Source organism: Neorhizobium populisoli (assembly GCF_019430945.1).
Taxonomy (GTDB): Bacteria; Pseudomonadota; Alphaproteobacteria; order Rhizobiales; family Rhizobiaceae; genus Neorhizobium; species Neorhizobium populisoli.
Genome location: NZ_JAHYCB010000001.1, coordinates 791,937 through 804,949, shown reverse-complemented (window position 1 = coordinate 804,949; position 13,013 = coordinate 791,937). Strand labels below are relative to the sequence as shown.

The window sequence follows — 13,013 nt, the reverse complement described above, 5'->3', positions numbered from 1 at the left end:
CTTATTCAGCAGCCGGCTGCCCGCGTGTGACGACGCCGAGGTCGTCGCTTTCGCGCACCTGGCGCAGATGTTCTTCGGCCTGCGTCGCTTCACGCTGGCGGTTCCACATCGAGGCGTAAAGGCCGTTCTGGTCGAGTAGCCCGGCATGTGTGCCACGCTCGGTGATCTTGCCGTCGCGCAGGACGATGATCTCATCCGCATTGATGACGGTGGAAAGCCGGTGGGCGATGACCAGCGTCGTGCGGTTCTTCGAAACCGTATCGAGCGCCGACTGGATCTCGTGTTCGGTCGTCGTATCGAGCGCCGAGGTCGCCTCGTCGAGGATCAGGATCGGCGGCGCCTTGAGGATGGTGCGGGCGATCGCCACGCGCTGCTTCTCGCCGCCCGAAAGCTTCAGGCCGCGTTCGCCGACCTTGGTCTCGAAACCTTCCGGCAGGGCACGGATGAAATGGCTGATCTGCGCTATGTCAGCGGCTGCCAGCATCTCGTCCTGGGTAGCACCCGGCCGGCCGTAGCGGATATTGTAGGCGACCGTATCGTTGAACAGCACGGTATCCTGCGGCACCATGCCGATCACCTTGCGCAGCGAATGCTGGGTGACGTCGCGCACATCCTGCCCGTCGATGGTGATCGAGCCGTCCTGGATGTCGTAGAACCGGTAGAGCAAGCGGGAAATCGTGGATTTGCCGGCACCCGAAGGCCCGACGATCGCTACCGTCTTGCCAGCCGGTACTTCGAAGGAAACGCCTTTCAGGATCGGCCGGGCCGCATCATAGGAGAAATGCACGTCCTTGAAGGAAATCGCGCCCTTCGTCGGCCCTTGGCCGATCGCCAGTTCCTTCGCGTCCGGCTTGTCGACCACTTCCGGATCGACTTCCAGAAGATCGAACATCTGCTCGATATCGGTCAGGCCCTGGCGGATTTCGCGATAGACGAAGCCGATGAAGTTGAGCGGCACGGAAAGCTGCATGAGCAGCGCGTTGACGAACACGAAATCGCCGATCGTCTGCTCGCCACGCTGCACGGCAAGGCCGGACATGATCATCATCACCAGAGTACCAAGGCCGAAGATGACGCCCTGGCCGAAGTTCAGCCAGCCGAGCGAGGTCCAGACTTCGGTGGCCGCCTTTTCATATTTCGCCATGGAGACGTCGAAGCGCTTGGCCTCCATCTCTTCGTTGCCGAAATATTTGACCGTTTCGAAATTCAGGAGCGAGTCGATCGCCTTGGTATTGGCGTCGGTGTCGCTGTCGTTCATCGAGCGGCGGATGGCGATGCGCCAGTCGCTGGCCTTGATGGTAAACCAGATATAGAGCGCCACGGTAACGGCCGTGACGACCACGTACCAGAAGCCGTAGGCAGCCCAGAAGATCACTGCCGTCAGCACGAATTCGAGCAGCGTCGGAACGGTGTTGAGAATGGTGAAGCGGACGATCGTCTCGATGCCCTTGGTGCCGCGCTCGATGATGCGCGACAGGCCGCCCGTCTTGCGCTCCAGATGGAAACGCAGCGAAAGCTGATGCATGTGCACGAAGGTGCGGTAGGCGAGCTGGCGCACCGCATATTGCCCGACGGAGGCAAACAGCGCGTCGCGCAGCTGGTTCAGGCCGAGCTGCAGGAGGCGCGTGAAATTGTAGGCGATGATCAGCACGACCGCGCCAAGCAAAAAGGCCGGCAGGATGCCGACCATGTCCATCTTGCCGTTCAGCGCATCGGTCGCCCATTTGAAGAAATAGGGCACGGCCAGCAGGATGAATTTGGCGAGGAAGAGATAGAAGGTCGCCCAGAGCACGCGCGCCTTCAGGTCCGCGCGGCCATGCGGCCACATATAGGGCCACAGGTTGACGAGGGTTCCGAGCGGATTACTGGCATCCGCCGAAATGGTCTTTTTCTTCGCTGCCATGAATGTCTCCGCGGAGCCTGCGTGCCGAGCGCGTGCCGGGGCTTGCCGGGCCTGTCAAAATGCTCCCCGCACATAAGCGCAGGCCGGGCTTGTTGCAATGACGGTTTGGTGAAAGTTCGGGCTCGCCGACCGCCATCAACGCCCTTTGCCTTCCATTTCGGTGAATCAGGGAAGATGCGAAGGGAAAGTTGCGTAGGTAAGGTTACGAATTGCGGCAACTCCGTCGATCCGCTCATCTAGCGGTGTTGCGGGGGAAACCGGAAATGACATTGAAGAGCTATACCATCGCCATGGTATTAAGCGTGCTCCTGTGGGCCACGGCCTATTATGCCGCTGTGGCGGGATATCACGTGGCGCAGCATGCCGGGCTCATCCCGGGCGATGTGCTGAAAGTCGCGTTGGCGACGTTCATCGGCTGAGATTGTCATCCGCAAATGAAAAGCCGGGAGGCAAGCGCCGCCGGCTTTATCAATATCACTTGGTCGAGCTGCCGTTGCTGGAACCCGTGCCATTGCCGGATGTGCTGCCGCCGGAAGTGCCGGATGCCGGAGCCGGAGTGGTCCAGGACAGGTAATAATAGGCTTCGCCGACCATGCCGAAGAAGCCGCTCGCGCCGCCCGCCTTCTCGATATAGCTGCTGTCGTTGGCGCGGACGAACTTGCCGCTGCCGTCACGGGTCAGGATGTCCTTGAGGTAGCTGGTCCAGTCGTTCTTGTCGACTTCGGTCTTGGCGCCGGAAAGCTGTTTGCTGTCGGTCACGTCCCAGGCTTTCACCTGTTCGCCGTTGACGGCATCGGTTACGGTCAGCGTGCCGGCGTCGAGTGCGGCCAGCATTTTGTCGGCCATCGCCTTGGTGTCAGGGCTGCCCTGCAGGCCTTCGAGCTTGTCGCGCAGGGCCTTCATGAAAGCCTTGCTGGACATGTCGCCGACATCGCCATCTTCTTGGGTGTCGTCTGTCTTGCCGCCGTTCATCGCCTGCTGCAGCGAGGCGATCAGCGCTTCGAGCTGAGTGTCCTCGTAGTCGCTGCCGTCGTCGCTATTGTCCGGATAAAGGATGTCGGCCAGCGAAGAACTTGCCGAGCCCCCGATTGGGAGCCTCGACGAGGTAGACGTGTCGCTTGCGTCCTTGAAAGCATTGAGAGCGGCCTGGCTGGACCAGAGCCGGATGGAATGAATGCTGGAAACCATATTGTTCTCCTTAGGCGCGTCATCAGGCGGCTGAGGTTTGGAGCCGGAGATAATACGCAGTCATATACTGCGATGCCGGTTATTCGCCTCGCAGCATGCGTGAAGCTGACCGGGAGGGCCGCTTTCTGCTGCGATCCCGCGGAAATCACCCTGAAGTGATGAAATTTCCCGGGATATTTCATCCGGAGAGCGACCAATTGGAGAGGCAGGATCCGGCTTGCGGTCAGGAGTTGCGGCCGAGCTTGTTCCATTAAGGACTGCGAGTCGGAGCTGAGTCGGCCTGCGCCGATGGCCGCGCCGGATGTCGCTCCGGCGCGGGTATGGCGGGAAGGGCAGGCGGTGGTGGCATTGGGGAGGAGATGGAGGTTCTGCCTGCCCGGCTGTTTCGATGATTTTCAGGGGATTGTCAGGCCCGCATCCGATCATCCTTGCAGCCATCACCGGAAGCCGAATTTCGACCCGTGGACGATACCGGTTCGCGACCCGGCTTTCCCGTCCGATGACGAGGAGGATTATCGCGTGGGGCGAGGGGGCGGGGATGAATGGGGGATGGCGGAAAGGGTAAGTTGTTGAAAGACGGGGGATGTTTGTTCGCGGAGCGGAAAATTGTCCACGCGCAATTCGCCATGTGACGTATGAGGCGGTGCGGCAAGCTCCCTTCTTCCCCCGCAAGGGGGAAGAAGAAAGTGTGTGGCAAACCTCAAGACCGGCGGTGCATCATCCGTTCGCGATGCAGCTCTTCCGCGTTCGGCAGGGCCTCACCCGGCACGCCGAAAATCTGGCCCGGCTGGATGACGTCCGGGTTGCGGATTTGGTCCTCGTTGGCGAGGTAGATCGTCGTGTAACGAACGCCCTGGCCGTAGACGCGGCGGGATATCTGCCACAGCGTGTCGCCACGGCGGATGATCACCGAGTTGCGTTCGCTCTGGGTCAACGGTGCCTGCTGGATCGTAACGGCGCCACCAGCGTTCGAAGCGGCAGCTGCGGGAGCGGCCGGTGCTGCTGCAGCCATCTCGACGCCCTTCAATTGCTGGGCAATGACCGGGCCGACGGCCTTGGCGATCATCTCGCCAATCTGTTTGAGGCCGGCACCAACGGATGCGACATCCTTGGGCAGCGCGTCGAGTGCCGCAAGAGCGGTCGCGGCATCCTTGGCGGTCGTCTCGGCAATGATGCGGACCGACGCGGCGGCATCGACAGGCAGACGGTATTCGGAAAGCGATTTCAGCGCGATCGACGTTCCCGAGCGGGCAGCGACCATCTGCTCCAACGAGGGAACCTTGCCGCCGTCGTAAAGGCCGCGCAGAAGGTTGAAGGCGCGCACGGTCTCGTTGCGCAGCTTGTCGAATGCGCCGGCATCGATCTTCGCCAGCGCGTCGGCACTCGGGCCTGCAGCGACAGCGGCGATCTGGTCGCCGGCAGGACGGTTGAAAGGCACTTCGACACGCACCAGGACTTGGCCGCCAGCGCCGAGCGCCTCGACGGAAATCCGGTGGTCGCCGACGGTGAGGTCGGTATTGCCTTCGATCACGAAGCTGCCGTCCGCACCCGCCTGGGCGGCGCCGATCGGCTTGCCGTCGGCTTGGCCGCGCAACTGCGCGCCGGAACGATAGACGCCGGCGACGAAAATCTTCGGGCCTTCGATCTCGACCGCGGTGACACGCAGGTCCGCTGCGACCGGTGCTGTTGCCGCAGGCGTTGCGGCTGTGGGCGCTGCTGCGGTGGGGGCGGAAGCCATCATGTTGGGAGCGGAGGAAGCAAGGTTCGCCGAACCGGACGGAAGGGCCGGCAGGCCGGCAACCGTGGTGTCGGGCGAGGCGGGAGCTGCCGGGGCTGCGGGCGCCGTCGGCGCGGCTGCCACTTGCGGAGCCGGTGCAGCAGGCGCCTGCGCTGTCACTGGAGCGGTGGGCTGGGGAGCGGCGGGCTGGGCTGCGGGTTTCGCCGCTTCCGGGGTCGCGATCAGGCGGCTTGCCTTGCCGGGCGTGGTGACCATGGCAAGCAGCTTGCCGCTCTTGTCGACAGGAACGGAAACCGTGGCGGTCTCTTCGGAAACGGTCGCCTTGCCGTCCTTGCCGGTCGCCTTGAGGACGAGCTGATGGTCACCCGGCGGCAGCGGGTTGTCGAGAATGGCAACGAAATCGCCGCTCGGGCCGACATTGGTCTTGGCGACGGTCGCGGGACCGTTGGTGACTTCAAGCGCGGAATTCGGCGCAGCACGACCGGCGATAACGGCCGAGCCATCCGGCTCGACGCGCAACACGTCGAAGGAAGGCGTCACGGCTGCGGATTGGGAAGGCTGCGGAGCGGCGGGGGCGGCCGGTGCCGGTGCCTGTGCCTGGGCGGCCTGCGAAGCAGGTGCGGCAGGTGCCGTTGCTGGAGCGGCAGCCTGTTCGGCCGGCTTTGCGGCCTCCGGTGATTTGGCGGGCTGCTGATTTTCCGTCACGGCATCCTTGACGGCGTTGCCGGCTGCATTAATTGCCTCTCCTATCGGCTTCGTATCCTGGCCCATCCGGGGCAAGACGAAGAAGACCATCAGCAGCGATGCGATGGCGAGTACGATCAGGGCCAGCCAGCCGGCAGGGTTTTTCATCATCAATGCCTCTCCCGATGGCCGGAGATTCTTTATAGATTCTGCGCCATCATTGCTTATTCGGATTAACCTTTTCCTCCCGCCTTCACAAGCTTTTCACGCTATAAACCCTTGCTCTTCCGGGCATTTCCCGGCAATTTTGGGGTCTGCGGGTGTTCCCGCACCGATACCAAAATGCCATACGGAGAAAACTGTGCCGATTCGATCCATCTGCGTCTATTGCGGCTCCCAGCCGGGACGCGATCCAGCCTATCTCGCCGCCGGCCGCGCGCTTGGAAAATCCATTGCAGCCCATGGGCTTCGGCTCGTCTACGGTGGCGGCACGAAGGGCATCATGGGCGCGGTTGCTGCCGGCGTCCTGTCGAACGGCGGCCAGGTCACCGGCATCATTCCCGAATTCCTGGTCGACATGGAGGCCACACGTCATTCGCTGGGCCAACTCGACGAGCTGATCGTGACAAAAGACATGCACGAGCGCAAGCACAAGATGTTCGAACGCTCCGACGCTTTCGTGACCCTGCCGGGCGGCATCGGCACGCTGGAGGAGATCGTCGAGATCATGACCTGGGCGCAGCTCGGTCGCCATGAAAAGCCGATGGTCTTCGCCAATATCGGCGGCTTCTGGGATCCGATGCTCGATCTCGTGACGCATATGCGCGAACAGGGTTTCATCCACCGCGCCCATCTCGTTCAGCCGCTCGTCATCGCCGATGTCGACGATATCGTCCCGGCGATCCTAGAGCATGGCGAAGACCGCCCGCCGACGAGCGGCGAAGGTGCCGTAATCTCCCGCCTGTAAGATCAGTCGACGATGAAGAGCTTCGCACCGACCTCGGTCGACGAGCGGTGCGGCTCGGCATCGTCGGCCACCTGGTAACTCATGCCCGGCGTCAGTGTGAACACGCGACCGTCGGCGAGTTCCGTCCGAAGCTCTCCCCCAAGGCAGAGCAGGATATGGCCCTTCACGCACCAGTGGTCGGCAAGGTAACCCGGCGTATATTCAACGATCCGCACCCGGATGCTGCCGAAATTGCGGGTCTGCCACGTGGCCAAGCCGGTTTCGCCCTTGTGATCGGTCTTCGGCACATCGTTCCAGTCGGTCGTGCCGAATGGAATGTCGCTCATCTTCATGGCATTTCTCCGAGATTGAACGGTCAGCGGCCGCGCAACTGCAACAGCATCGAGACGGTGTAGAGGAGGAGCGCCGTCCAGATCAGTGCGAAACAGCCGAGTTTCACCAGGCTGAGCGGCTCGTGGAAGACAAACACGGCGATCAGGAAAATAATGGTCGGAGTGATGTATTGCATGATGCCGACCGTGGAGAGCGGCAGCATCTTAGCGCCGGCGGCAAAGATCATCAGCGGGATGGCGGTGATCAGGCCGATGCTGAGCAGAAGCGGCACGTCGCCCGGCTGTCCGTTCAGAAGATGGCCCTGGCCGCTTGTTTCGAGCCAGATCATGTAGGGCAGGGCGACGATGGCAAGCAGCAGAACTTCCAGAAAGAAGCCCTGGTTCGGGCCTATCGGCAGCGTCTTGCGGAAGAAGCTGTAAAAACCCCAGCTCAGCGCCATGGTGATCGCCACCCAGGGAATGTGCCCGGCATCGATGGTGAGAATGACGACGGCGACCGCTGCCAGACCGACCGCCGCGAGTTGCGTCACGGATAGCTTTTCCTTCAGGAAAATCGCTCCGAGCAGAACGTTGAGCAGCGGGTTGATGAAATACCCCATCGCCCCTTCCAGCGCCCGGCCGACACTGACGGCCCAGAGATAAGTGCCGGTATTGATGGAGATCAGGGTGGCGGTCAGCAGCGCCATGGCCAGCATGCGCGGTGAGCGCAAGGCGGTCGTGATATCGCCCAGCCGACCGCGAAGCACAAGGAGCATGCCCGCCACGGGCACGGCCCAGATGACCCGGTTGGCCAGAAATTCCAGTGGCGGAATATGCCCGAGCGCCTTCATGTAGAGCGGCATGAAGCCCCAGATGACATAGACGACGAGAACCATGACGAAACCTTTGCGGCCGTCATCGCGGATGGCGGCGGGCGCCTGGGTCTCGGTTGTCATGGCCTCACCGTCCGCGCGCCTGCTGCAGCATCGGCCAAGTATAGACGACGAGGCCGGCCCAGATGAATGCGAAAGCGACGAGCTTCACCTGGCTGAGCGGCTCGTGAAAAGCGAAGACCGCAAACAGGAAGATCATCGTCGGCGCGATATACTGCATGATGCCGATGGTCGAAAGCCTGAGCAGCTTGGCGCCATTGGCATAGATCATCAGTGGTCCGGCGGTGACGACGCCTGCCGCCATCAGGATGAAGGTATCCCATCCCGTTGCGTTGAGAAGATGCCCTTGGCCGCTCGCCTCCAGCCAGATGACATAGGGGATGCACGGAATGCTGATCAGCAGCACTTCCAGGAAAAAGCCCTGGTTGGGTCCGATCGGCAGGGTCTTTCTGAAGAGCGCATAAAAACCCCAGGTGACGCTGAGGCCGATCGACACCCAGGGCAGGCCACCCGCATCGACGGTCAGGATGACGACGGCGACGGCCGCCAGGCAGATGGCGACGACCTGTGTTCGCCCCAGCCGTTCCTTCAGGATGACGGCGGCCAGAAAGATGCTGAAGAGCGGATTGATAAAATAGCCGAGTGCGGCATCCAGCGCATGTCCGGACGCGACGGCCCAGACATAGATACCCCAATTGACGCTGATGATCGCAGCCGTGACGCAGGCCATGCCGAGCATGCGCGGATTTTTGACCGCCGTTTTCAGATCGTCGGTGCGGCGCAGCAACAGAAGCACGATACCCGCCACCGGAACCGACCAGATCGCCCGGTTCGCGAGGACTTCCAGTGAGGGAATATGCGCAACTGCCTTCAGGTAGAGCGGCAGGAACCCCCAGAGGAAATAGGCCGTCAGCCCGAAGGCGAAACCCTGCGGTGTATCCTCGTTCTTGGGCGGGGAGGAGGTGGTTTCGGCGGCCATGGTGTTTCCGGATGTTCTGTTCTTGTTATTGCCCGGTCTACCGGAATGGATCGGGCCGAACCAATTCATTTCCGTGAAGGTTCCATGACCTGTCGCGATTTCGTCAGGTTTAGTAGGCTAGTATTTACAGCTCAGGATTGGAGGCGTGAATGGCTTTTGGCGACGAACCCATACACAGGCAGATTTATGCGCGGCAGATATTGGCAAAGGCCGGTGTCGCAAAGGACGATAGGCTTCTGGCGGCTTTTGCGAAAGTCGCGCGCGAAGACTTCATCGGCCCGCCGCCATGGGTTCTGAGCGATTTCCAGAACTATCGGCAGCTCGCCTCCGAGGATCCGATTGTCCTTTATCAGGATATCCTGGTTGGGCTCGACACGGCGCGCGGCGTCAACAATGGCATGCCTTCGCTGCATGTCGGCGCGATCCATGCGCTTGGTGTGCGGGAGGGCGAGGTGGTTGCCCATCTCGGTGCGGGCTCCGGTTACTATTCCGCTATTCTCGCCGAACTTGTCGGCCCGTCCGGAAAAGTCGTTGCCGTCGAATATGACGAGGCGTTGGCGCAGCAAGCACGGGAGAATCTCGGCGCCTACTCGAATGTCGAAGTCGTCACCGGTGACGCGACCGATTGGCCGAAGGAGGATGCGGATGTGATCTACGCCAATTTCGCGCTCGACCATCCGCCGGAAGCCTGGATCGAAAACCTCGCTGTCTCCGGCCGCCTGCTGTTTCCGCTGGGCTTTCCCGGCACCGAAGGCGGTCGCCGCAACAGCTTTACCCGCGCCGCCGCCTTCCTGATGATTGATCGCCGCGCCGGCAACCGTTTTGGCGCCCGCTTCCTACAGCCGGTATCCTTCGTCTGGGCGGAAGGGCAGAAACCGGCCCCGGTAGGGCGGCATGAGGGGCTTGAACAGGCGTTTCGCAGCCGGCGCGGATATCAGGTGCGCAGCTTCCGCTGGCAGGAACCGCCGACGGCGGGCGAATGGTATGGCGAGGAGGATTGGGGGCTGAGTTTCGACGAAGTCTGACGGAACGGATGATCGAGTGCGCGCCCTGTTATGGGCACGCACCATGTTCGATGGGATCAACGGAAACCGCCGCTCGCCACCAGCTTTTCGCCGGTCAGCCAGCGCGCATCGTCGGATGCGAGGAAGACTGCCACCTGAGCGATGTCGTCCGGCTGGCCGATACGGCCGAGCGGGGTCTGGGATACCGCGCCGGTTTCAAAATCCGAGCCGATAAAGCCAGCGGTATGGGTACCCTCGGTCTCGACCATGCCGGGGAGGATGGCGTTGACGCGGATCTTGCGCGGGCCGAGCTCCTTGGCCAGCACGGCGGTAATGGCATCCACGGCGCCCTTGGTGCCTGTATAGACGGCGGATGTCGGCGGAGCGAGGCTGGTCACGACGGACGAAATGTTGATGACGCTGCCACCCTCGCCAAGATGCTTGACCGCGGATTTGGTGGTCAGCAGGACGCCCAGCACGTTGACGTCGAACATCCGGCGGTAATGTTCCTCAGTAATGTCCTCGATCGCGCCGAATTCGTAGACGCCGGAATTGTTGACCAGCACATCGAGCTTGCCGAATTCCTTGACTGCGGCATCGATCAACCCCTGAGCCTGATCGGCCTTGGAAACATCGCCTTGTACCGCGATGGCCTTGCCGCCGGCGGCCGTGATCGCCTCGACCACGGCATCTGCGCCTGTCTTGCTCGAAGCATAGTTGACGACAACATTTGCACCCTCCGTTGCGAGTGCCTTGGCGATTGCCGCGCCGATACCCTTGGATGCCCCTGTGACGACAGCGACTTTTCCAGCGAGCTTACCCATGTCGAATTCCTTTTGAACATACGGAGGGCGGCCGGAATTGGCAGCTTGGTTCCGTAGTTCAGAAATTCGGAACTATTGATCTTCGTTTCAAGCCCCCATATATAAAAAATCATGAGACCGCTTTTTCACCCCGCAATAGAGGACATACGCCCCGAAGGGATACTTCACGCGCTCTCCGATCCGGAGCGGGCGATGATCTATGCGCAGATTGCGGGGATCGGTGCGGGCGGAGCGTGTACCGCATTTGCCAGCATGGGCGATCGCGTCATCCCGAAATCATCGCTGTCGCAGCACATCAAGATTTTGCGTGAAGCGGGCCTGATCCATTGCGAGCGCCAGGGCGTGGAAATGCGCAATCGCTCGCGCTGTGGTGAAGTGGACGAGCGTTTCCCCGGCCTGCTTGCCGCTATTCTGGGCGCCTACGCCCACCTTTCCGAAAAGACGCCAGAGAGCTGAGCGCTCTACGCAAGGCTCATCAGGGCGATGCCGGCGATGGCGAGTGCCGCGCCGCCCCAGGCGGCCGGTTGCGGCATCTTTCCGCTGCGCAGCCACACCATCGGCAGGATCATCACCGGCATCATCGATGACAGCGTCGAGACGATGCCGACATTGCCGGTCTTCAGCGCGCCCATCAACAGCGCCATGCCAAGCGCCGTCCCGAAAAATGAGGAGACGACGGCGAGGGCGAAATCACGGCTGTGAAACTTCCCCGCCTGTCGCGCGATCTGCGGCACGGCAAGCAGCGCCCAGAAGAAGATCACGGCAAGCCCCGAACGGACCGCCATCGCCGTAAATGGCTCGACACCCGATGCCATGGCGGGGCGGGCGAGCAGGCTGCCGAGCGCCTGGCCGAAAGCGGTGATCACCCCGAGCGCGATTCCAGTCAGCGAAAGCGTGTCTTCCGGTGCGGGCGCCTCGATCGGCTCGCCGTCGGAAAGCGGGATCATCGCCGCCGGCCTGCGGCGGCGAACCCCGATGGCAATCAGGATGCCGGCCAGGATGAGCACGACGCCGAGCCCCTGCGTCATGTTGATCGTTTCGCCGAACGCGACGTAGCCCATCAACAGGGCAAACGGCGAGGTGAGCGAAAACAGAAGCGCCGTCACCCGCGGCCCGGCGGAATAGATCGCGGCGAAATAGGTGGTGCTGGCGAGCGCGATGCCGAACAGCCCGGAGCCGGCCAGCGCCAGCACCTGCCACGAACCGAGCGTCGCCCATCCGCCGAAGAGGGTTGCCGCAAAAGCAGTGATCAGGAACGCTGCCGTGATCTGCCAGCGCGCCAGCGTCATCAGCGGAACCCGCCCGTTGAGCTCGTTGATGAACATGGAGCTGAGCGCAATGCAGGCGGCAGACGCAAGGGCAAGCGCTTCGGAAACAAACATGGAAGGGATCCTCGTTGGCCTTCCATTGTCCCGCATGCCGGGCTTTGTCAACGAGCCGGGTATCGGGATCGGCTACATGTCTTCTTCGAGAACGATCGAAGACAACGCGTAGCTTGAATTGCCGCGTTGTTGCGGCCACGTTTGGGAAGTAGCATTGCCCCGAACGACAATCCTTGAGCACGCCAGACCATGACGATTGCACGACCATCACCGCAGGTCCTCTTCTCCAGCGCGGGAAGGGCGTGGAACAGCCTTGATGCCGCTCTGGTGCATATTCCGGGCGGTGTCTCGTCGCAGGTGCGGGGTGGCGAACTGCATCGGCTGGGCATGCATTTCGGCCCGCCGGTCAACGCGGATTGTTCCGTCGGCGGCCGGCGGATGCAACGTCTCCAGAAGCCGGGCGATATCGATTTCGTGCCGGCCGGCGTCGACGGCGTCTGGGAGGATGACGCGGATTGCCGTATCCTGCGGCTGGAGCTTCATCCTTCGCTTCTGGAAAAGGTTGCCGATGAGCTCGGCAGGGATGCCGCAAAGATCGAGCTTCTTCCACGGCTTCAGTTGCGCGACGCCCGCATCGAAGCGATCGGCTGGGCGATCAAGGCCGATCTTGAGGCGGATATCCCGTCCGATCCACTTTATATCGATCTTCTTGCCAATGCCTTGGCGGTGCGGCTGATCGAAACCGCCACGACCACCAGCCCGCAGGTGGAAGGGTTTACTGCGCCAAAACTGTCCCCGCGGCAGCTCAGGCTGTTGACCGAGTTCATCGAAACCAACCTCGACCGCAAACTGCATCTCGCCGATCTGGCGGCTGTCTCAGGCGTCGGCGCCACGCGCTTCAAGGCGATGTTTCGCAACAGCACCGGCACGCCCGTGCATCAATACGTCATCCGCCGCCGCATCGAATATGCCCGCGCGCTGATCGCCACCACGACAATGCCCGCCAGCGAGATCGCGCTTGCCGCCGGTTTCGCCCATCAGAGCCATATGGCGTCGACCATGCGCCGCGTTCTCGGCATGACGCCGGGCGAGATCGATCGCCCGACACACGAAATCCGACCGAAATTGCAAAGACCCGTCTGAATCTGCGCGATGCGGCCCTTTCGATTTCCTAATTGTCCTGCATCGCAACCAGGGAAT

Annotated in this window: 13 protein-coding genes; 5 read left to right on the top strand and 8 right to left on the bottom strand. The window is 62.0% G+C overall.

The genetic code is table 11. The annotated features are described in order from the left end of the window. Position 1 precedes the first annotated feature (1 nt). Positions 2–1,903: an ABCB family ABC transporter ATP-binding protein/permease gene (locus KX729_RS03960; RefSeq protein ID WP_219741108.1), complete on the bottom strand. Its 1,902-nt coding sequence runs from the start codon at positions 1,901–1,903 to the stop codon at positions 2–4. 269 nt (positions 1,904–2,172) lie between these two features. On the opposite strand from KX729_RS03960, the gene KX729_RS03955 reads away from it, so the two are divergent. Beyond that, a complete protein-coding gene (locus tag KX729_RS03955; RefSeq protein WP_219741107.1) occupies positions 2,173–2,322 on the top strand; it encodes a hypothetical protein in 150 nt (49 codons plus the stop codon). Between the two features lie 55 nt (positions 2,323–2,377). Here the strand turns inward: KX729_RS03955 and KX729_RS03950 are convergent, their stop codons facing one another. Together KX729_RS03950 and KX729_RS03945 are read right to left on the bottom strand one after the other, a co-directional pair. Next, positions 2,378–3,091: a hypothetical protein gene (locus tag KX729_RS03950; RefSeq protein ID WP_219741106.1), complete on the bottom strand. Its 714-nt coding sequence runs from the start codon at positions 3,089–3,091 to the stop codon at positions 2,378–2,380. A gap of 700 nt (positions 3,092–3,791) precedes the next feature. Further along, positions 3,792–5,684 carry a LysM peptidoglycan-binding domain-containing protein gene (locus KX729_RS03945; protein WP_219741105.1) on the bottom strand — a complete coding sequence of 631 codons (1,893 nt, stop codon included), beginning with the start codon at positions 5,682–5,684 and terminating at the stop codon, positions 3,792–3,794. Between the two features lie 163 nt (positions 5,685–5,847). Between KX729_RS03945 and KX729_RS03940 the strand changes: the two genes are divergently transcribed. Further along, on the top strand, positions 5,848–6,480 hold the full coding sequence (locus tag KX729_RS03940) for an LOG family protein (protein WP_219741215.1): 633 nt from the start codon (positions 5,848–5,850) through the stop codon (positions 6,478–6,480). Between the two features lie 2 nt (positions 6,481–6,482). Here the strand turns inward: KX729_RS03940 and KX729_RS03935 are convergent, their stop codons facing one another. Genes KX729_RS03935 through rarD (KX729_RS03925) form a run of 3 tightly spaced genes read right to left on the bottom strand, consistent with a single transcriptional unit; the run spans position 6,483 to position 8,663 of the window. Further along, complete coding sequence (locus tag KX729_RS03935; RefSeq protein WP_219741104.1) at positions 6,483–6,812, bottom strand: DHCW motif cupin fold protein; 330 nt, start codon at positions 6,810–6,812, stop codon at positions 6,483–6,485. 23 nt (positions 6,813–6,835) lie between these two features. Beyond that, positions 6,836–7,747, bottom strand: a complete 912-nt coding sequence (gene rarD / locus KX729_RS03930; protein WP_219741103.1) for an EamA family transporter RarD — start codon at positions 7,745–7,747, stop codon at positions 6,836–6,838. Between the two features lie 4 nt (positions 7,748–7,751). Next, positions 7,752–8,663, bottom strand: a complete 912-nt coding sequence (rarD, locus tag KX729_RS03925) for an EamA family transporter RarD (protein WP_219741102.1) — start codon at positions 8,661–8,663, stop codon at positions 7,752–7,754. A gap of 149 nt (positions 8,664–8,812) precedes the next feature. Between rarD (KX729_RS03925) and KX729_RS03920 the strand changes: the two genes are divergently transcribed. Next, positions 8,813–9,688 (top strand): protein-L-isoaspartate O-methyltransferase family protein, encoded by an 876-nt coding sequence (locus KX729_RS03920; protein ID WP_219741101.1) that lies wholly within the window; start codon positions 8,813–8,815, stop codon positions 9,686–9,688. Positions 9,689–9,744: 56 nt separating this feature from the next. Here the strand turns inward: KX729_RS03920 and KX729_RS03915 are convergent, their stop codons facing one another. Further along, positions 9,745–10,491 (bottom strand): glucose 1-dehydrogenase, encoded by a 747-nt coding sequence (locus KX729_RS03915; RefSeq protein WP_219741100.1) that lies wholly within the window; start codon positions 10,489–10,491, stop codon positions 9,745–9,747. A 111-nt stretch (positions 10,492–10,602) separates the two neighbouring features. Here KX729_RS03915 and KX729_RS03910 point away from each other — a divergent pair, with 111 nt between their 5' ends. Further along, a complete protein-coding gene (locus KX729_RS03910; RefSeq protein ID WP_219741099.1) occupies positions 10,603–10,947 on the top strand; it encodes an ArsR/SmtB family transcription factor in 345 nt (114 codons plus the stop codon). A 5-nt stretch (positions 10,948–10,952) separates the two neighbouring features. On the opposite strand, the gene KX729_RS03905 is transcribed toward KX729_RS03910, so the two are convergent. Beyond that, positions 10,953–11,873 (bottom strand): DMT family transporter, encoded by a 921-nt coding sequence (locus KX729_RS03905; RefSeq protein ID WP_219741098.1) that lies wholly within the window; start codon positions 11,871–11,873, stop codon positions 10,953–10,955. A 189-nt stretch (positions 11,874–12,062) separates the two neighbouring features. Here KX729_RS03905 and KX729_RS03900 point away from each other — a divergent pair, with 189 nt between their 5' ends. Beyond that, positions 12,063–12,956: a helix-turn-helix transcriptional regulator gene (locus KX729_RS03900; RefSeq protein WP_219741097.1), complete on the top strand. Its 894-nt coding sequence runs from the start codon at positions 12,063–12,065 to the stop codon at positions 12,954–12,956. Positions 12,957–13,013 lie beyond the last annotated feature (57 nt).